Raw genomic sequence first — 18,830 nt, 5'->3', positions numbered from 1 at the left:
GTCACGCGCTCGGCCCAGACGGCATACCCCGTCCGCCACACGCGTGGGGCGCGCCCGCCAGCGGCACTCCGGCCCATCGGTGGCGGCAGGTCCTAGGCTGGAGGCGTGGACGCGAGCGCGCCCACGGTGAAGGAGACATGGTGCTGGAGTTCGAGGACGTGCCGGAGCTGACGGATCCGGTACTCATCGCGGCCTTCGAGGGCTGGAACGACGCCGGCGAGGCCGCCACGAGCGCGGTCCGCCACCTCGCGGAGGTCTGGGACGCGGAGGTCGTCGCGGCCTTCGACCCGGAGGACTACTACGACTTCCAGGTCAACCGCCCCCGCGTGTCGCTCGAGGAGGGTCGGCGCATGCTGGCCTGGCCCACGACGCGCATCCTCGTCGCGACCGAGACCGGCTTCGACCGGGACGTCGTGCTCGTGCAGGGGATCGAGCCGTCGATGCGCTGGCGCGCGTTCTCCATCGAGCTGCTCGAGCTCGCCGACCAGCTCGGCGTCACGACGATCGTCACGGTCGGCGCCCTCCTCGCCGACGTGCCGCACACGCGCCCGATCCCGGTCACGGCCACGGCCGAGGACGAGGCGGCGATCCACCGCTTCGACGTCGAGGCCTCCCGCTACGAGGGCCCCACCGGCATCGTCGGCGTGCTGACCCACGCGGCCTCCGATGCCGGGATCCCGACGGTCTCCGCGTGGGCCGCGGTGCCGCACTACGCCGGTGGCGCCCCGTCGCCCAAGGCGTGCCTCAGTCTCCTGCGCCGCATCGAGTCGCTCCTCGGCATCACCGTGCCGCACGGCGAGCTCGAGGAGAACGCCCGGGCGTGGGAGCGCGGCGTCGACGAGCTCGCGCAGTCCGACGAGGAGGTCGCCGAGTACGTCCAGTCCCTCGAGGAGGCGCAGGACACCGCCGAGCTGCCCGAGGCGAGCGGTGACGCGATCGCGCGCGAGTTCGAGCGCTACCTCCGCGGGCGCGACGACGACCAGACCGGCCGCTGACCGGCCGCTGACCGGGCCGCCCGGGGTGTGGCGGGGTCCGGGCTAGATCCGGATGCCGAGCAGGGCGTCGAGGGCCCGGCCGAGCACACCGGGAGCACCCGGGTCGTCGCCCCCGCGGGTCAGCGACTGGCTGGCCCAGCGGTCGACGGCCCCGAGGGCCCGGGGGCTGTCGAGGTCGTCGGCGAGGGCCGCACGGATGTCGTCGACCGTCTGGTCGGCGACAGGTCCTCCGTTGCCGGACAGTGCTTCGCGCCACGTGGAGAGCCGTTGCTGCGCCTCGGTGAGCTGGTCGTCGGTCCACATCCAGTCGTGCGCATGGTGGCGGGCGAGCAGAGCCAGGCGGATCGCCATCGGGTCGACGCCGTCGCGACGCAGCTGTGAGACGAGGACGAGGTTGCCCTTGCTCTTGCTCATCTTCTCGCCGTCGAGGCCCACCATCCCCTGGTGCACGAAGGAGCCGGCGAAGGACTCGGAGCCGCCGAGCGCACGACCGTGCGCCGAGCTCATCTCGTGGTGCGGGAAGACGAGGTCGGTGCCGCCGCCCTGGACGTCGACGGGGATGCCGAGGTGGTCGAGCGCGATGCAGGCACATTCGATGTGCCACCCGGGACGACCCGAGCCGAGGCTGCCGCCGTCCCACTCGGGCTCACCCTCGCGGTGCGCGCGCCACAGCAGGGCATCGAGGCGGTTGCGCTTGCCCTCGCGGTCGGGGTCGCCGCCCCGCTCGGCGAAGACCTCCATCATGCCGGCCTCGTCGAGGTGGCTGACCGAGCCGAAGCGCGGGTCCCTGGCCACGTCGAAGTAGTGGTCCTGCGCACCGTCGCGCGATGCGTCCGGTGCCGGCACGGCATACGCCCAGCCGTCGGCGACGAGCTTCTCGATGGGGCCGACGAAGGTGGGGATGCTCTCGACCGCGCCGAGGTACTCGTCGGGCGGGATGACGGCCAGGGCGGTCATGTCCTCGCGGAAGAGCGCGATCTCACGGGTGGCGAGGTCCCTCCAGTCGACGCCGTCGCGCTCGGCCCGCTCGAGCAGCGGGTCGTCGATGTCGGTGATGTTCTGGACGTAGCGCACGGCGTGGCCGCTGTCGCGCAGGACCCGACCGAGCAGGTCGAAGGTGACGTACGTCGCCGCGTGACCCATGTGGGTGGCGTCGTAGGGCGTGATCCCGCAGACGTAGAGGGTGACGAGGTCACCGCGGGCGGCGGGCACGAGCTCTCCGGATGCCGTGTCGCGGACTCGCACCTCGGGTGCACTGCCGGGAACCTTGGGGACGAACGGCATCGGCCAACTTCTCACGCGCAGACTCTATCCCGGCGCGAAGGACCCGTCGGGACGGGTCGGAGGCAGCGCCGTCGACCGTGCACAGGGCGACGCGCGCACCTCAGAGCGGCGGCCACGGGACCGAGGGCCAGTCGGGGCTGGGAAGGGGGTGCACGCCGCGGTCGAGGAGACGCAGGACTCGCTGGGACAGCGCGTCGACGTCGTCCTCCGGGAGCAACGCGAGGAGCCGCTGCCGCGGCCCGTCCTCGGCGAGCGCGTCTCGCAGGCGCTTCAGGCGCAGGAGGTCGTCCTCGACGATCGGCTCCCCGGCCCAGCCCCAGAGCACGGTGCGCAGCTTCGGGGTCGGAGAGAACGTGACCCCGTGGTCGATGGCCCAGAGGCGCCCCTCGCGGTCCCGGAGGCAGTGTGAGCCCTTCCGGTCGGAGTTGTTGAGGGCGGCGTCGAGCACGGCGAGGGACCGCACGTCGTCGGCGCCCGAGTGCACGACGGTCACGGCCGAGCCGCCGGGTGTCTCGCCGTCGAAGACCGCGTGCCAGCCGTCGGGCGTGCGCCCCTCGGGCACGAGGTCCACGACGACGTCGTCGTCGACGGGGTCGAACGGGTCACCGATCCACAGCTGCACCGACCCGGGGCCGAGCGGGCCGTCGCGCAGCACGGTCGGCGGCACGACGTTCCAACCGCCGAGCTCCGAGACCACGTGCGCCGCGACCTCCCGACCGGCGAGCGTGCCGTCGGGGAAGTCCCAGAGCGGTCGCTCGCCCCGGACCGGCTTGTAGATGACGTGACCGCCGGCGACGCTCGCGATGCGGGCGACGACGGCGAGGTTCGAGGACTCGGTGATGCGCCCGAGGACCTCGAGCTCGCCGGTCAGGTCGACCGACGCCGGGGTGCCGTCAGCGCTTGTAGCCATTGGCCCGCGGGCAGATGTGGCCCGTGGGATCCAGTGGGCTGCCGCAGAAGGGGCACGGCGGGCGGCCGGCGGCGACGAGCGCGTTGCTGCGCCGTGCGAAGGCGCGGGCCTCGGCAGGCGTCAGGGCGACCCGGATCGAGTTGCGCCCGAGCGGACCCACCTCGTCGTCGGCCTCCTCGTCGACCTCGTCGGGGTCGTGGTCGTGGCACTCGATGACGACCTTCTGCGCCTCCTCGTCCCAGGCGAGGGAGAGGGTCTGCACGTGCCAGTCCTCGTCGAACGGTGTCTGCAGCGGCTCGGTGTCCTCGGCCGCCCCACCGGGCTCGCCCGGCTCGACGGCAGCGACGGGCGCGAGCTGGTCGAGCACGTCGTTGACGCGGTCGGCGAGGATCGAGACCTGCTGCTTCTCGACGCCCACGGTGACGACGAGGGGGCCGGCGCTCGCCTGGAGGTAGAAGGCCCGCTGGCCGGCCGGGCCGACCGTCCCGGCGACGAACCGGTCAGCGGGATCGAAGTCCTGGACCGTCATGCGCTCGACCCTATCCGACACTTCCGGGTGTCCCGGCGCCCCCGCCCACGACGGCGTCGCCCTCCTCGGCGGCCGGCTTGTCCGGCGGTCGCAGCCCCGTCAGGTCGCCCCCGACGTCGTTGAGCCGCAGCACGAACGGCTTGCGGCTCGTGTACCGCACGACGCTCACCGAGGCCGGGTCGACGTTGATCCGCTGGAAGTCGTCGAGGTGGGCGCCGGTGGCGTGCGACAGGATCGACTTGATGACGTCACCGTGCGACACCGCCACCCAGACGGCGTCCTTGCCGTGCGTCTCGAGGATGCGTGCATCGATCTCCCGGACCGCGCGCAGTGCCCGGTCCTGCATCTCCACCATGGACTCGGCGGGGTATGCCGCCGAGTCGGGGAAGCGCGCCTCGCTCGGTCGGTCCTGCACGACCTTCCAGAGCTCCTCCTTGGCGAGCTCCGCGATGGGTCGCCCGGTCCACGCGCCGTAGCGGCACTCCCCCAGGCCCTCGTGGACGCTGCGGGCCACGTGGTCCGGGAGCGGGGCGGCCAGCAGGTCGGCCGTCTGCACACACCGGTCGAGCGGTGAGCTCACGACCTCGACGACGGGCAGCACTGCTGCGGCGAGCCGTTGGCCGACGGAGGCGGCTTGCGCCTCCCCGGTCTCGTCGAGGAAGACCCCGGGCATCCAGCCGGCGAGCGTGCCCGCGGTGTTGGAGGTGGAGCGCCCGTGGCGCACGAAGATGACGGTGGGCACGATCGCCACCCTAGCCCGCCCCTGCACCCTCGCCCGGCGGCATACGCCAGCCTGCGAGACGCCGGCGAGCGGACGTGGTGAAGTAGGAGATGTGATCGTGGACAAGGCCATCTACCGCAACGGGCGGCGGCAGGGTTGCGGCGACCTCAGCGATGAGCTCGACGTCTTGCGCCTCACCCAGGACGGCTTCCTCTGGATCGGCCTCAAGGACCCGACCGACCAGGAGTTCGACCTCGTCAACGAGGAGCTGCACCTGCACCCGCTCGCCGTCGAGGACGCGGTCAACGGCCACCAGCGGGCCAAGATCGAGAAGTACGAGTCGTCGGTGTTCGTCGTCCTCAAGACGCTGCGCTACATCGAGGCGACGAGCGACATCGAGACCGGTGAGGTCATGCTCTTCATCGGCGATCGCTTCGTCGTGACGGTCCGTCACGGTGAGGGCAACCCCTTGGCCGGCGTGCGCCAGCGTCTCGAGACCGAGCCCGAGCGCCTCGTCCACGGCGCCATGACCGTGCTCCACGCCGTCATGGACTCCGTCGTCGACAACTACCTCGTCGTCGACCGGGAGGTGCGCCGGGACCTCGAGCAGATCGAGGAGCAGGTGTTCGCCTCCCACCTCGGCGGTGACGCCAACACGATCTACCGCCTCAAGCGTGAGGTGCTCGAGTTCCGCCGGGCCAGCCAGCCGTTGGCCGACACCCTGACGCAGTTCATGGAACGCGCGCGGGGCCGCGGACTCACGGAGGAGATGCTGCCCTTCTTCCGTGACGTGGCTGACCACCTGCGCCTCGTCAACGACCACGTCGAGTCCTACGACCGCCTCCTGACCGACGTGCTCTCGGCGCACCTCGCGAGCGTCTCGGTCAAGCAGAACGAGGACATGCGCCGGATCTCCGCGTGGGTCGCGATCGCGGCAGTGCCCACGATGATCGCCGGCATCTACGGCATGAACTTCGAGCACATGCCCGAGCTGACCGCGAGCGTCCATCTGGGCCACGGGGAGTTCCAGTACGGCTACTTCCTCGTGCTCGGGGTCATGGCGGCCGCGTGCATCGGCCTCTACCGCGCGTTCAAGCGCTCAGGCTGGCTCTAGCGACGCGAACGGCCGGTTCCCCTGCGGGGGAAGCCGGCCGTTCGTGGTCTGCGGGTGACGTCAGGTCGCCGTGATGACGCCGGCCGCAAGGACGCCGACGAGCACCACCGCGAGCGTGATGCGGTACCAGACGAAGGGCAGCAGGGTGTTGCTCGCGACGAAGCGCAGCAGCCAGGCGATCGTCGCGTAGGCCACGACGAAGGCGACGACGACCCCGACGACCACGGGGCCGACACCGAGCGCCGAGAGGCCGTCCTTCTCCTCCACGGCCTGGAAGAGGCCCGCGGCCGTCAGTGCCGGGATCGCGAGGAAGAAGCTGAGTCGGGTGGCCGTGACGCGGTCGATGCCGCGGGCGATACCCGCGGAGATCGTCGCGCCCGAGCGGGAGACACCGGGGATGAGCGACAAGCACTGGACGAGTCCGATGACGACGCCGTCGACGGGACGCACCGAGTGCTCACCCCGGATCTCGCCGCGGGCCTCGTGGCCGGCGTAGATCCGTTCCGCGACGACCATGGCGATGCTCCACAGGAGCAGCGCGACGGCCACGACCCAGAGGCTGCGCAGGGCGCCCGAGATGAGGTCGCGCGCAAGGAACCCGACGATGCCGACCGGGATCGAGCCGATGACGACGGCCCACGCGAGGCCGTAGTCGGGATCCTTGCGCGCCTGCGTGGACGTGAGGCCCCGGAACCAGGCGACCGCGAAGCGGACGATGTCGCGGAAGAAGTAGAGGAGGGTCGCCGCGATCGCGCCGAGCTGGATGACGGCGGTGTAGGCCGTCACGGCGGGGTCGTTCACCTCGAGCCCGAGGAGCTTCTCGGTGATGGTCAGGTGGGCGGTCGAGGAGATGGGAAGGTACTCGGTGAGGCCTTCGACGACGCCGAGGATGACGGCGTCGAGGTAGCTGAGGTCAGCCATGGGTCAGGGTGGGCCTTCTGCGCAGGAGGGACGGGACGGGTCGCCACCCCAAAGGGTGCGACGGCCGCTGGGCACAATGTCGCACCCTATCGACAACGCCGGCTGGGAGGTCTCGAGGAGGGCGGCGCGGAGACGAATCCCTAGGGAACGTCCGGGGCCGCCTCGTCCGACGCCCCGGATGGTTCGAGCCCCGCGATCCCGGCGACCACCTGCAGCGTGGCGAGGGCCTGGTCACGGGTCATGCCCCCGCCGACGGCGACGGCGAGCGTCGTGACTCCGGCCTCCTCGTAGCGACCGAGTCGTCGGGCGATCCGATGCGGCGAGCCGAGCAGCGCCGTCTCGTCGATGAACTCGAGCGGCACGGCAGCGGCGGCTTCGCGGTGGCGGCCGGCGAGGTAGAGGTCCTGGATGCGCGCCGCGTCCTCCTCGAAGCCCATCCGGCACGCGAGCTGGTTGTAGAAGTTCTGCTCGCGCGAGCCCATGCCGCCGATGTAGAGCGCGCAGTAGTCGCGCACGTGGTCCGCCGCCTCCGCGACGTCGTCGACGAGGACGACCGGCGTCGTCGCGACGACGTCGAAGCCCGTCATCGGTGCGTCCACAGGGCCTCGTCCACCCCGGCGTCGGCCCGTCTCGAGGGTGGTGAGCAGGTCGGCGGCGTGCTCGGGGCTGAAGAAGATCGCGAGCCAGCCGTCGGCGATCTCCCCGGTCAGCTCGAGGTTCTTGGGGCCGACCGCCGCGAGGTAGACCGGGAGGTCAGGGCGCACGGGCCGCGCGGAGAGCTTGAGCGGCTTGCCCGGTCCGCCCGGGAGCGGGAGCGGGTAGTGCGGCCCGGCGTGGGTCACCGTGTCTCGGCGCAGCGCGGCCCGCACGATCTCGACGTAGTCGCGCGTGCGGCCGAGCGGGCTGCGGAACGGGACGCCGTGCCAGCCCTCGCTCACCTGCGGACCGGACACTCCGAGCCCCAGCCGGAACCGGCCGCCGGACATCGTGTCGATCGTCGCCGCGGTCATCGCCGTCATCGCCGGGGTCCGTCCCGGGATCTGCATGACGGCCGAGCCGAGGTCGACGTGCTCGGTCAGGGCCCCGATCCACGCGAGCATCGTCGGGCTGTCCGAGCCGTACGCCTCCGCCACCCACACGCTGTCGTAGCCGAGCCGGTCGGCGGCCTGTGCCACCGCCACCTGGTCCTGCCCCGTCGTCCCGCGTCCCCAGTAGCCGAGATTCACACCGATCCTCATGGATCGCAGGCTATCGGCGCGGTCGCCGACGTGGCGGCCGCTCGGGGTGCGACGTCGCCCACTACCGTTCGAGGCATGCGCAGGCGTCTCGGCTCGTCCGGTCTCACGGTCACCCCTCTCGCCCTCGGCACGATGCTCTGGGGCAACGCCGTCGACCGCCACGAGGCCGGCGACCACCTGCGCGCGTTCGTCGAGGCGGGCGGCAACCTCGTCGACACGGCCTACGGCTACGGCGGCGGAGACGCCGAGACCATCCTCGGAGGCCTGCTGGACGGCACGGTCCCGCGCGACGACATCGTCGTCTGCACCAAGGCGGGCATCTCCCGGGCCGGTGGCGAGCGACGGGTCGACGTGTCGCGGCGCGGGCTCATGGCCCAGCTCGACACGTCGCTGCGCCGCCTCGGCACCGACCACGTCGACCTTTGGCTCGCGCACACGTGGTCCGACGAGGTGCCGCTCTCCGAGACGCTCTCCGCGCTCGAATGGGCGGCGACGTCGGGCCGGGCCCGTTACGTCGGCGTCTCCAACTACTCCGGCTGGCAGTCCGCGCGCGCCTTCAGCGTGCTCGAGTCGGCCCGAATCCCTCTGGTGGCCAACGAGATCGAGTACTCCTTGGTATGCCGTACGCCCGAGCACGAGGTCGCGCCGGCCGCGACGTCGCTCGGCTTCGGGCTGCTCCCGTGGTCACCGCTGGGACGGGGCGTGCTGACCGGCAAGTACCGCAACGGCATACCCTCGGGATCGCGCGCGGCCTCGAGCGACTTCCCGGGCTTCGCCGAGCGCTTCCTCGATGGGCAGACCACGCGCGTCGCCGACGCGGTGGCGATGGCCGCCCGAGGCCTCGGGGCCAAGCCCGGCGAGGTTGCCTTGGCGTGGCTGCGCGACCGGCCCGGCGTGGCGGCGCCCATCGTCGGCGCCCGGACGGCCGCTCAGCTGCGCTCCGCGCTGGCCAGTCTCGAGCTCGCCCTGCCGTCGGAGATCGTGGCCGCCCTGGACGACGTCTCGGCCTGACGCGCGCGCGCCGCTCCCGATCGGGTGCGGGACCGCTCGCGCTGAGCGGCGCCGAGGTCAGGCTCGCGTGTCGGAACTCTCGGTCACGCCGCCCTCGAGGTGGTCGTCGTCCTCGTAGTCGTCATCGTCGTCGTCATCGTCGTCGTCGTCATCGTCGTCATCGTCATCGTCGTCATCGTCCTCGTCGTCGTCCTCGTCGTAGTCGTCCGAGTCGAGCCCGGCGTAGACGCGGCCCTCCGTGCCGTCCTCGTCCTCGTGCCCGTCGAAGTCATCGCCGTAGATCGCGAGGGGCGTCGCGACCTCGGTGGCCTCGTAGAGCGCCTCGTCGTAGTCGTCGAAGGCCTCCGCAAGGTCCTGCGCCGCCGCCATCACCATGGGGTGGTCGGGGTCTCGGCTCGCGTTCGCGGCCTCGAGGTGGCGTTCGAGGGCGACGATCAGCTGCTCGAGGGCGGAGCGGGGGTCGACGGTCATGCCTCGACCGTAGTCGACCCACACGACCGAAGGCACCCATTCCGGGCCCGGAAACGCCCGGGAACACAGCGATCCCGCAGCGAGCCGTGCTCGCTGCGGGACCGTTCACGCGTGGTTGGCGGGCCGTTCACCCGTCGCCCATGTGGCGTGTCAGACCTGCATCACAGGGGCGCCTTGACGGTGTCGGCGGCCGGCGGGGCGGTGATGTCGACCGGCTCTCCGTACTTGCTCATCGTCATCTCGGCCTTGACGCCGGAGAGGTCGAAGGTGACCTTGCGCAGCTGGTTCTTCTCGTCGAGCCACGCGGTGTACGTGATGGTGGCGGGCATCTTCGTCTTCTCGGCGGCGGGCAGCTGGGCCTGCATCGCGGTGGTGTCGAGGGTCAGGTCGTACTTCCACGTCTTCTCACCGTCGACGGTGTCCTCACCGACGTACTTGACGTCCTGGACGGCCGCGCCGAACTGGTCGTACATCTTGGTCGGGTCGGCCTGGTCGAGCGACGTCGAGAGCTGCTTGCCGAGCGTCGAGCTGCTGTCGATGACGGCCCACTTGCCCGCGGCGAGGCCCGGGAAGCCCTTCATGTAGACCTTCTTGTCGACGAGGACCATGTCGAGCTTCATCGAGGAGCCCATGTCCATCGTCATCTTCATCGCCGGGTTGCTCGCGTCGACCTTCGTGTCACCGGCGATGGCGATCTTCTGGCCGGCGGCGTCCATCGCCATCGTGACGTGGGCGGTCGTGGCGTTCTTGCCCGCGGCCTTCATGGCGGCGACGAAGGCCGCCTTGTCCTTGTACGGCTGACCGGCGGCCGGCGCATCGCTCGTCGTGGTGGCCGAGCTGGCCTGCGTCTGGCCCGTCGCGGGTGCCGGGCTCTCGCTCTTGCCACAGGCCGCGACGCCGAGCACGCCTGACAGGACGATGGCTGCTGCCGCGATGCGGCGGGTGTTCCATTTCATGTGTGGTGACCTCCTGGGCCCTTGACGCCGGGCTGGGCCAGGCGGTTCCCCTGCTCGCCGCGCGGACCACCCAGGTCCGGCACGCGGCCGGATGACCCAGCGACGGTACCGCGGTCACCTGACCGCCACGCCGCGCATACGGTCTCGGAGGGGTCACGGTTGGTGTCAGAATGGACGGCGATGACGGAGTACGAGTACCGGGTCCTCACGTTCGACCGCCACACGTCGAAGGCCCAGGCCAGACAGGCGGTGCGTGAGCACGCCGAGTACGGCCGTTGGGAACTGTCGCGCACGGTCGTCTACGAGGGTGGCGTGCGTCGGATGTGGCTGCGCCGCCGGATCATGCGCGTCGAGCGCACGGCCTGACCGACGCGTACGCCGGGCGTCCTCAGCAGGAGCGCAGGAAGTCGCCGAGGACCCGCGCCCCGAACCGGAGCGACGACGTGGGCACACGCTCGTCGATGCCGTGGAACATCGGCGCGAAGTCGAGATCGGCCGGCAGGCGCAGCGGCGCGAAGCCGTAGCCGCTGATCCCGAGGCGGCTCAGCGCCTTGTTGTCGGTGCCTCCGGACAGGCAGTACGGCAGCACGACGGCCTCGGGGTCCTCACGCAGCAGCGCCTGCTTCATCGACTCCACGAGGTCGCCGGAGAACGGGGACTCGATGGCGACGTCGCGGTGCACCACCTCGACCTCGAGGTGCTCGCCGGCCAGCTCCCGGATCGTGGCCATGAGGGCGTCCTCGTGGCCAGGCAGGAAGCGGCAGTCGACAGCCGCCGTCGCCGTCTGGGGGATGACGTTGTGCTTGTAGCCCGACTCGAGCATGGTGACGTTGGCGGTGTCACGCAGCGTGCCCCGCACGAAGCCCTGGGCCCCTCCGAGCGTGGCGAGCAGCGGCTCGAGGTCGCTGTCGGTGGACGAGAGCCCGGTGAGGGTGCCCAACGTGTCGAGCAGCTCGCGGACCGAGGCGATGTACTCGCGTGGCCACTCGTGGGCGGCGATCCGGCCGATGGCCGCAGCCAGTCGGACGATGGCGTTCTCGTCGTTGGGCACCGAGCCGTGCCCGGCCCGTCCGTGAGCGCGCAGCCGCAGCCAGGCGATGCCCTTCTCCGCGGTCTGGAGGAGGTACGCGCGCCGCTGGCCTTCCGGCGTCGGCACCGTGACGCTGTAGCCGCCGACCTCGCTGATCGCCTCGGTGACACCCTCGAACCACTGCGGGTGGTGGTCGACGAGCCAGTGGCTGCCGTAGGTGCCGCCCGCCTCCTCGTCGGCGAAGAAGACGAACGTCGTGTCGCGGGCCGGCCTGGTGCCCGTCCGGGCGAAGTGACGGATGTTCGCGAGGATCATCGCGTCCATGTCCTTCATGTCGACGGCCCCCCGGCCCCAGATGCAGCCGTCGCGCTCCTCGGCGGCGAACGGGTCGACCTGCCAGTCCGCGGCATCGGCCGGGACCACGTCGAGGTGGCCGTGGACCGCGAGCCCGGGTCGCGAGGAGTCCTCTCCCTCGAGGCGCACGACGACCGTCGCGCGACCCGGCTCACTCTCGAGCAGGGTGCCCTCCAGGCCCACCTCGTCGAGCTGCTCCATCACGTACTCGGCCGCCTGGCGCTCCCCCGGGCCCGACCCGTCACCGTAGTTGGACGAGTCGATGCGGATGAGCTCGGCGCAGATCCGCACGACCTCCTGCTCGGGGGTCACGGCGGTCGGTGCGTCGGTGGGTGCGGCGGTCGTCACGGTGCGTTCGGCGTCGGCGTGGCTCATGCCGATCAGCGTATGCCGCTGCCTCCTGACGCCCGCGGCCGCCCGTTTGGCCTTTTCGTCAGGCCCCGTGTAACGTTTCGCCTCGCCGCAAGGGAATCGCACGAGCCCCTTGCAACACCTTGTCGGGGTGGCGGAATGGCAGACGCGCTAGCTTGAGGTGCTAGTGCCCTTAACGGGCGTGGGGGTTCAAGTCCCCCCCTCGACACCAGTTCGGCCCCGAGTTTCTGCAGGTCAGAGGCTCGGGGTCGTTGTCATGTCCGGGTTGGCCTCGTGCGCACGGTCGCCCTCCGTCGAGGCACGCTGCGCACCCGTCCGAATCCGTCCTGGGCCCTTGCGGTCCGCCCCGTCGCCAGGGCAGACGAGGGTCCGGGCAGCCACGGAGGACGTCCAGACGGCCATGGCTTCCGGAGCCCCGGTTCTGCCAGACTGGGGTTCATGGGTTGGCTGGAGTCGCTGAGGCCCAAGGCCGGAGACATCGAGCGGCGCACCGCGTCGGCGCTTCCGGCTGCTGGTCGCGAGCATGCCGGCCCCATCGGCCGCGTGGTGCTCGACACGGGGCTCGACGGACTGGGACCGATCCGGTCGGCGGCCCAGGTCGCCGACGCCGCGCTGCGTGGTGCCGACGATGCCGAGGAGGCCGTCGAGACGCTGGTGCGCAATCACCTCGCCCTCGGCGCCGTCGGTGGTTTCCTCACTGGCGTCGGCGGCTACGTGACGCTGCCCGTCGCGCTCCCGGTGAATCTTGCGGAGTTCTACCTGGTGGCCACCCGCATGGTCGGGGCGATCGCCGTCGTCCGCGGCTACGACGTGCGCCAACCGGAGGTCCGCACCGCCGTGCTGCTCACCATCGTCGCCTCACGCTCTGACGAGGTGATCCCCGAGGAAGGCTTCGGGGCAGGCAAGCTGTGGCGGATCGGACTTCGCCGGATGCCGCCGGGGGCCTTGATGCTCGTCAACAAGGCCATCTTCTTCCGCCTGCTGCGCCGCGTGAACAAGCGCCTCTTCGGGAACCTCGGCCGCGGCATGCCCCTCGTGGGCGGCGCCACCGGCGCCGCGCTGGACTCCTGGATGATGGCGCGCATCGCCGGGCAGGCCCTGGTGGAGTTTCCGCTGGTAGGGGCCACCGAGGACCCTGCAGCCTGAGGTCCGCCACCTTCAAGGGCGCCGTGGTCCACGTTCCGTCCAGACGGCGGCGCAGTCGTGCGGCTGATCGCTCCCCCGCCGGGGGGTTCCCAGGACGTCGCGCGTGCGACACGCTGCCACAGTGCCCCGTCCGGAGTACGTGAGCGCCCGAGGGACGATGAGAGTTCACGTCCCCCCTCGACACCACCAGACGCCCGGGTTCCTGCACGTCAGGACCCGGGGGCCTTCTCGTAGCCCGGGACGGATCCTGTCGTCCTCGCAGCTTCTCTGGCCACCCCTCTGCGACAGACGTAATCTTCGAGCGTGAGCAACGAGAACGTGGCTGGACTGGCGGACGACCTCTACGACGTCATCGGACTCCTGCGGCGCCGGTCGCGGCGGATCGTCGGCGCGCCCCTGCCCGAGCTCGCCCTGTCCGGGGCCCAGCTCGAGCTGCTCCGCGTCGTTCGCCGCAACCCCGGGGTCACCGTGGCCCAGGCGGCCCGGGTGCTCGGTCTCGCCGCCAACACGGTCTCGACCCTCGTCGGCCAGCTGCTCGGGCTCGGGGTGCTCGTGCGTGAGCGCGACGCGAGCGACCGCCGAGTGGCCCGCCTCGACCTGACCCCCTCGGCCCGCGCAGGCCTGGAGCAGTGGCGCGACCGTCGCGCGCAGTCCACGGCCGTGGCGCTGGCTGGGCTTCCTGCCGCGGACCGAGCCCGCCTGGCGGCCGCGCTGCCGACCATCGCCCGCATCGCTGCGGACCTGCCGGAGGCTCCCGAGGCGGCGGCGACCTCCGCGCCCGCCGTCACCGTGGCCCCGGGGCCCGACCACCCCGACGAGCCGGCGGTCGGCGATCGTCCATGAGCTCTGCCATCGACATCCGGGGCCTGGGCTACCGGTTCGGGACGCACCGGGCGGTCGACGACCTGACCCTGGCTGTCGAAGCGGGCGAGTGCTTCGGGCTGCTCGGGCCCAACGGCGCCGGCAAGACGACGACGATCCGGCTGCTCAACACCCTGCTGCCACTCCAGACCGGCGAGGTCGAGGTCTTCGGGCGCTCGGTCCGCACCCAGGCGATGGTCGTGCGCCGGTCCCTCGGCTACGTGCCGCAGCAGCTGTCCATCGAGGGAGCCCTGACGGGGCGTGAGAACGTCGAGTGGTTCGCCCGCCTCTTCGACGTCCCCCGGCGTGAGCGGCGTGCTCGCGTCGACGAGGTCCTCGAGATGGTCGACCTGCGTGGCGACGAGTCGCGACTGGCGTCGACCTACTCCGGCGGCATGGTGCGCCGTCTCGAGCTCGCGCAGGCCCTCGTCAACCGCCCCGCGCTCCTCGTCCTCGACGAGCCCACGGTCGGGCTCGACCCCGTCGCCCGCGACAGCGTCTGGCTGCGGGTGGCGCAGATGCAGCGTGACCACGGGATGACGGTGCTGCTCACGACCCACTACATGGAGGAGGCCGACGCGCTCTGCGACCGGGTCGCCCTCATGCACCGCGGCGCCCTGCGCGCCCTCGGCTCCCCTGACGAGCTCAAGGCCGCCGCCGGGGAGGGGGCCAGCCTCGAGGACGTCTTCCGTCACCACACCGGCGAGGCTCTGGGAGATCACGACGTCGACGGCGAGAAGGGAGGGCTGCGCGGTGTCCGAGCAACTCGTCGAACCGCCCGCCGTCTGGGATGACCGGCACAGCCGGAGCGGCGTGGGGCTCCTCGCCTCACGCATCGGCACGTTCTGCATCGTCGAGCTCCAGAAGCTGCGGCACGACCGCAGCGAGCTCGTCACCCGGGCGATCCAACCCATCCTCTGGCTCGTCATCTTCGGCACGACCTTCAGCCAGATCCGTGCGATCCCCACGGGCGGCATCCCCTATCTCGACTTCCTGGCGCCCGGCGTCATCGCCCAGTCGGCCCTGTTCATCGCGATCTTCTACGGCATCCAGATCATCTGGGAGCGTGATGCCGGCGTGCTGACCAAGCTGCTCGTCACGCCCACACCGCGGGCAGCCCTCGTGGCCGGCAAGGCCTTCGCGGCCGGTGTCAGGTCCGTCGCCCAGGCAGCCATCGTCGTCGTCGTCGCGGCGGTGATGGGCGTCGCGATGACGTGGAACCCCGTGCGGCTGATCGGGGTGGTCGTCGTCGTCATGCTGGGGGCCGTGTTCTTCTCCTGTCTCTCGCTGAGCATCGCCGGTGTCGCCCTCAAGCGCGACCGGCTCATGGGGATCGGCCAGGCGATCACGATGCCGCTCTTCTTCGCCTCGAACGCGCTCTATCCGATCGCACTCATGCCGGGCTGGCTCCAGGTCATCAGCCATGTCAACCCGTTGACCTACGAGGTGTCGGCCCTGCGCGCGCTGCTGCTCGGAACACCGACGAGCTACTGGGTCGACTTCGCGGTGCTCGCAGGGAGCGCCGTCGCCGGCATCGTCTGCGCGGCGGCCCTCATCGGACGACTCGCGCGCTGACCGCGTCCCGTCGCCGGGCATCCCGCCGGTGACCGTACGCTGTGCCGCGTGACCTTCCTGCGCGCCCTGTTCACCCTGCTCCAGGGGCGCGGGTTCCGTCGGCTCTTCGTCAGCCGGGTCACCTCGTCGTTCAGCGACGGCATCTTCCAGGTCGCCCTGGCCAGCCACATCCTCTTCAACCCCGAGAAGGCCGCCGACGCGCGTGGGATCGCCCTCGCCTTCGCGATCGTGCTGCTGCCCTACTCGGCCCTCGGGCCGTTCGTCGGGGTGCTCCTCGACCGCTGGCCGCGCAAGCGCGTCATCGTCGTCAGCCAGGTCATCCGGGCCGCCGCGATCCTCGGCGTCTCCGTCCTCGTCACCGGGGCCGAGACCGGCCCGGCGTTCTTCGGCCTCGTCCTCCTCGTCTTCTCCGTCAACCGCTTCATCCTCGCGGGGCTTTCCTCGGCCATGCCGCACGTGGTGCCGCGCGAGGACCTCGTGCGCGCGAACTCCGTCGCTCCCACGTGCGGCTCCCTCGCGTACCTCCTCGGTGGCGGGGTCGGCACGGGGGTCCGGGCCCTCGGCGGCAGCGACGTCGTCGACGTGCTCCTCGGCGCCGCGGGGGTCCTCGTGGCCGCCTGGGCGGCGACCCGCCTGCCGTTCATCGGCCCCGACGACACGAGCGGCGCACCGTCGGTCGGGCAGATCACGAGGTCGGTCGTGACCGGCCTCGTCGAGGCCGTGCACACCCTGCCGCGCCGCGCGCGCCTGCTGCTCGCGCTCGTCTTCCTGACCCGGCTCCCCTTCGGCTTCCTGCTGCTGCAGACCCTCCTGCTCTTCCGCGGACCGTTCGAGTCCGGTCACGGAGCGCAGGGCTTCGGCGTCGCCGCCGGCGCATCCGCGCTGGGATTCGCGTCCGCGGCCTTCGTCACCCCGTGGCTCGCCCCCCGCCTGACCGCTGTGCCGTATGCCGCCCGGATGCTCGCGCTGGGCGCGCTCGTGTGCGCCGTGCTGGGGCCGTTCCTCACGCCGTGGAGCATCGTCGTCGTCGGCTTCGTCGTCTCCTTCACCTCCCAGTGCGTCAAGATCACCGTCGACTCGCTGCTGCAGGCCCACGTCGACGACCACCTGCTCGGCCGCGCCTTCTCCGCCTACGACGTCGTCTACAACGCCGGCATGGTCGCGGCGGCAGCCCTGGGCGCGCTCGTCCTCCCCGAGAGCGGGCTCGCCTGGTGGCCGCTCGTGGCCTTCGCCTGCCTCTACGGGGTGAGCGCGATGATGCTCGGCCGGCTCTGGACGAGGGCCACGGTGCTCGACCACGAGCGGCCACTAGGCTGACGCCGTGCTTCCCGAGCTGACCGCCACCCGCTACGTGACGCCGCTCAAGGAGGGCGGCTCGCTGCCCGGCATCGTGGAGGCCGACGACCACGGCACCTACGTCCTGAAGTTCCGCGGCGCCGGCCAAGGCCTCAAGGTCCTCGTCGCCGAGGTGCTCGTCGCCGGGATCGCCCGGCTGCTCGAGGTGCCCGTGCCCGACCTGGCCGTCGTGCGCCTCGACCCTCGCATCGCGAAGTACGAGGCCGACGAGGAGGTCCAGGACCTGCTCACCGCCTCGGTCGGGACCAACCTCGGCGTCGACTTCCTGCCGGGTTCGCTCGGCTACGACGGCTCACGGCCGCCCGACGCCGATCTCGCCGAGCGGATCATCTGGCTCGACGCGCTGACCGCCAACGTCGACCGCACGTGGTCCAACCCCAACCTGCTCGTCTGGCACGGACGCACGTGGGCCATCGACCACGGAGCCGCCCTCTACTTCCACCACTCGTGGCCGAGCAGGGCACCGGCTCCCGAGCGCTTCGCGGCCCAACCGTTCGACGCCAGCCGCCACGTCCTGCGCGACGTCGCGGGCGACGTGGCTGCGCGCCACGACGAGCTCGCGGCGCGGCTGACGCCCGACGCCGTCGAGGCCGTCGTCGCCGACGTGCCCGAGGAATGGATCGAGGCCACGCCCGACCTCGCCGACGCGGCCGCGGTGCGGGCGGCATACGCCCGGATGCTGCGGGCCCGCCTCGACGGGCCGCTCACCTGGGTGCCGACGGGTGTCGCCGCGTGAACGCGTACCAGTACGTCCTGCTCCGGCTCGTCCCCCGGGTCGACCGGGAGGAGTTCATCAACGTCGGCGTCGTGCTCTACTCGCAGGACGCGGGCTTCCTCGATGCCGCCTGGGAGCTCGACGAGCGCCGTGCGGAGGCACTGTCGCCGACGTGCGACCTCGAGGGCGTGCGATCGATGCTCGAACGCGTCCGGGCCGTGTGCCGAGGCGAGACGGGGCGCGGACTGCCGACCCTCGACAAGCCGGGCCAGCGGTTCGGCTGGATCATCGCACCGCGCTCGACGGTCGTGCAGCCCGGACCCGTCCACGGGGGTCTGTGCGACGACCCCGCCGTCGAGCTCGAGCGCCTGCTCGGCCGGCTCGTCCGAGCCTGACGGACCCGATCGAGCCCGACCGGCCGACTGGACCGGTCAGCCCCGGGGCCGTGGGCGCAGGGCCCACATCGCGACCGCACTGGCCGCGGCGACGTTGAGCGAGTCGACGCCTCCGGCCATGGGGATGCGCAGGGTGAGGTCGGCGTCGGCAACCGTGCGGTGCGAGAGGCCGTCGCCCTCCGTGCCGACGACGAGCGCGAGCCGCTCGGGCGGCCCGCTCTCGAGGTCGTCGAGCGAGACGGACTCGTCCGACAGCGCCATGGCTGCGACGGTGAGACCGGCGTCGTGGAGCAGGGCCATGCCCTGCGGCCACGGGTCGATCCGGGTCCACGGGACCTGGAAGACCGTGCCCATGGACACGCGGATCGAGCGGCGGTAGAGGGGGTCGGCGCATCGCGGTGTGATGAGCACGGCGTCGACCCCGAGCGCGGCGGCCGACCGGAAGATCGCACCGACGTTCGTGTGGTCGACGACGTCCTCGAGGACGATGACCCGGCGCGCGTCGGTGATGAGCGACTCGACGGTCGGCAGGGCGGGGCGCTGCATCGCGGCGAGGGCGCCGCGGTGGAGGTGGAAGCCGGTCAGCTGCTCGATGACGTCGTGCTCGGCGAAGTAGACCGGGACGCCGTCGGCCTCCGCGTCCGCGACGATGTCGGACAGGTCGTCGAGCCAGCGCCTGGCCATGAGGTAGGACCGCGGTCGGTGCCCGGCTCGCAGCGCCCGGCGGATGACCTTCTGGCTCTCCGCGATGTAGAGGCCGCGCTCGGGCTCGTGCCGCCTCCGCAGCACGACGTCGGTCAACGACACGTAGTCGGTCAGCCGCGGGTCGGTGGAGTCGGTGATCTCGATCGGCACGCCCGACAGGCTAGTGCCGGT

At 71.6% G+C, this 18,830-nt stretch carries 21 protein-coding genes and 1 tRNA gene; 12 read left to right on the top strand and 10 right to left on the bottom strand.

All coding sequences use genetic code 11. The features are described from left to right. Positions 1-140 precede the first annotated feature (140 nt). On the top strand, positions 141-995 hold the full coding sequence (locus NR112_RS17145; RefSeq protein WP_043649619.1) for a PAC2 family protein: 855 nt from the start codon (positions 141-143) through the stop codon (positions 993-995). A 42-nt stretch (positions 996-1,037) separates the two neighbouring features. Here the strand turns inward: NR112_RS17145 and mshC are convergent, their stop codons facing one another. The 4 genes from mshC to NR112_RS17125 form a co-directional block, all read right to left on the bottom strand. Beyond that, a complete protein-coding gene (mshC, locus tag NR112_RS17140; protein WP_256795512.1) occupies positions 1,038-2,294 on the bottom strand; it encodes a cysteine--1-D-myo-inosityl 2-amino-2-deoxy-alpha-D-glucopyranoside ligase in 1,257 nt (418 codons plus the stop codon). Positions 2,295-2,379: 85 nt separating this feature from the next. Next, positions 2,380-3,189, bottom strand: a complete 810-nt coding sequence (locus tag NR112_RS17135) for an SCO1664 family protein (protein ID WP_256795511.1) — start codon at positions 3,187-3,189, stop codon at positions 2,380-2,382. Continuing rightward, entirely contained in the window at positions 3,173-3,718 is a 546-nt protein-coding gene (locus NR112_RS17130; protein ID WP_256795510.1) for a DUF3090 domain-containing protein, read from the bottom strand. The genes NR112_RS17135 and NR112_RS17130 overlap by 17 nt, the downstream gene beginning before the upstream one ends. 10 nt (positions 3,719-3,728) lie before the next feature. After that, the gene (locus NR112_RS17125; RefSeq protein WP_256795509.1) at positions 3,729-4,460 is read right to left on the bottom strand and encodes an MSMEG_4193 family putative phosphomutase; all 732 of its coding nucleotides are present in this window, start codon (positions 4,458-4,460) and stop codon (positions 3,729-3,731) included. A gap of 91 nt (positions 4,461-4,551) precedes the next feature. Here NR112_RS17125 and corA point away from each other — a divergent pair, with 91 nt between their 5' ends. Further along, on the top strand, positions 4,552-5,553 hold the full coding sequence (corA, locus tag NR112_RS17120) for a magnesium/cobalt transporter CorA (protein WP_256795508.1): 1,002 nt from the start codon (positions 4,552-4,554) through the stop codon (positions 5,551-5,553). A gap of 60 nt (positions 5,554-5,613) precedes the next feature. Here corA and NR112_RS17115 read toward each other — a convergent pair whose 3' ends face one another. Together NR112_RS17115 and NR112_RS17110 are read right to left on the bottom strand one after the other, a co-directional pair. Continuing rightward, positions 5,614-6,474, bottom strand: coding sequence for an undecaprenyl-diphosphate phosphatase (locus tag NR112_RS17115; RefSeq protein ID WP_256795507.1), 861 nt, complete (start codon positions 6,472-6,474; stop codon positions 5,614-5,616). A gap of 140 nt (positions 6,475-6,614) precedes the next feature. After that, positions 6,615-7,712 carry an LLM class F420-dependent oxidoreductase gene (locus NR112_RS17110; protein WP_256795506.1) on the bottom strand — a complete coding sequence of 366 codons (1,098 nt, stop codon included), beginning with the start codon at positions 7,710-7,712 and terminating at the stop codon, positions 6,615-6,617. A gap of 75 nt (positions 7,713-7,787) precedes the next feature. On the opposite strand from NR112_RS17110, the gene NR112_RS17105 reads away from it, so the two are divergent. After that, on the top strand, positions 7,788-8,723 hold the full coding sequence (locus NR112_RS17105; RefSeq protein WP_256795505.1) for an aldo/keto reductase: 936 nt from the start codon (positions 7,788-7,790) through the stop codon (positions 8,721-8,723). A gap of 57 nt (positions 8,724-8,780) precedes the next feature. Here the strand turns inward: NR112_RS17105 and NR112_RS17100 are convergent, their stop codons facing one another. Then, on the bottom strand, positions 8,781-9,194 hold the full coding sequence (locus NR112_RS17100; RefSeq protein ID WP_256795504.1) for a hypothetical protein: 414 nt from the start codon (positions 9,192-9,194) through the stop codon (positions 8,781-8,783). A gap of 161 nt (positions 9,195-9,355) precedes the next feature. Further along, positions 9,356-10,150 (bottom strand): LppX_LprAFG lipoprotein, encoded by a 795-nt coding sequence (locus NR112_RS17095; protein ID WP_256795503.1) that lies wholly within the window; start codon positions 10,148-10,150, stop codon positions 9,356-9,358. 180 nt (positions 10,151-10,330) lie between these two features. On the opposite strand from NR112_RS17095, the gene NR112_RS17090 reads away from it, so the two are divergent. Continuing rightward, entirely contained in the window at positions 10,331-10,516 is a 186-nt protein-coding gene (locus tag NR112_RS17090; protein WP_020144186.1) for a DUF5703 family protein, read from the top strand. Between the two features lie 22 nt (positions 10,517-10,538). On the opposite strand, the gene NR112_RS17085 is transcribed toward NR112_RS17090, so the two are convergent. Further along, positions 10,539-11,909 carry a M20/M25/M40 family metallo-hydrolase gene (locus NR112_RS17085; RefSeq protein WP_256795502.1) on the bottom strand — a complete coding sequence of 457 codons (1,371 nt, stop codon included), beginning with the start codon at positions 11,907-11,909 and terminating at the stop codon, positions 10,539-10,541. Between the two features lie 121 nt (positions 11,910-12,030). On the opposite strand from NR112_RS17085, the gene NR112_RS17080 reads away from it, so the two are divergent. The 8 genes from NR112_RS17080 (at position 12,031) to NR112_RS17045 (ending at position 17,954) form a co-directional block, all read left to right on the top strand. Continuing rightward, positions 12,031-12,117, top strand: a tRNA-Leu gene (locus NR112_RS17080). A 332-nt stretch (positions 12,118-12,449) separates the two neighbouring features. Next, entirely contained in the window at positions 12,450-13,052 is a 603-nt protein-coding gene (locus tag NR112_RS17075) for an EcsC family protein (protein ID WP_256795501.1), read from the top strand. Positions 13,053-13,355: 303 nt separating this feature from the next. Beyond that, a complete protein-coding gene (locus tag NR112_RS17070; protein ID WP_256795500.1) occupies positions 13,356-13,895 on the top strand; it encodes a MarR family transcriptional regulator in 540 nt (179 codons plus the stop codon). Further along, on the top strand, positions 13,892-14,707 hold the full coding sequence (locus tag NR112_RS17065) for an ABC transporter ATP-binding protein (protein ID WP_256795499.1): 816 nt from the start codon (positions 13,892-13,894) through the stop codon (positions 14,705-14,707). Before NR112_RS17070 ends, NR112_RS17065 begins: the two co-directional genes overlap by 4 nt. Beyond that, the gene (locus tag NR112_RS17060; protein WP_256795498.1) at positions 14,667-15,488 is read left to right on the top strand and encodes an ABC transporter permease; all 822 of its coding nucleotides are present in this window, start codon (positions 14,667-14,669) and stop codon (positions 15,486-15,488) included. The genes NR112_RS17065 and NR112_RS17060 overlap by 41 nt, the downstream gene beginning before the upstream one ends. A gap of 48 nt (positions 15,489-15,536) precedes the next feature. Continuing rightward, positions 15,537-16,805, top strand: a complete 1,269-nt coding sequence (locus NR112_RS17055) for an MFS transporter (protein ID WP_256795497.1) — start codon at positions 15,537-15,539, stop codon at positions 16,803-16,805. 4 nt (positions 16,806-16,809) lie between these two features. Further along, entirely contained in the window at positions 16,810-17,580 is a 771-nt protein-coding gene (locus NR112_RS17050; RefSeq protein WP_256795496.1) for a HipA family kinase, read from the top strand. Beyond that, complete coding sequence (locus NR112_RS17045) at positions 17,577-17,954, top strand: DUF3037 domain-containing protein (protein ID WP_256795495.1); 378 nt, start codon at positions 17,577-17,579, stop codon at positions 17,952-17,954. The genes NR112_RS17050 and NR112_RS17045 overlap by 4 nt, the downstream gene beginning before the upstream one ends. A 36-nt stretch (positions 17,955-17,990) precedes the next feature. Here NR112_RS17045 and NR112_RS17040 read toward each other — a convergent pair whose 3' ends face one another. Continuing rightward, positions 17,991-18,809: an RNA methyltransferase gene (locus NR112_RS17040; RefSeq protein ID WP_256795494.1), complete on the bottom strand. Its 819-nt coding sequence runs from the start codon at positions 18,807-18,809 to the stop codon at positions 17,991-17,993. Between the last annotated feature and the right edge of the window lie 21 nt (positions 18,810-18,830).

Source organism: Terrabacter sp. Ter38 (genome assembly GCF_024519435.1).
Taxonomy (GTDB): domain Bacteria; phylum Actinomycetota; class Actinomycetes; order Actinomycetales; family Dermatophilaceae; genus Terrabacter.
This window is presented reverse-complemented; position numbering and strand designations above follow the sequence as displayed.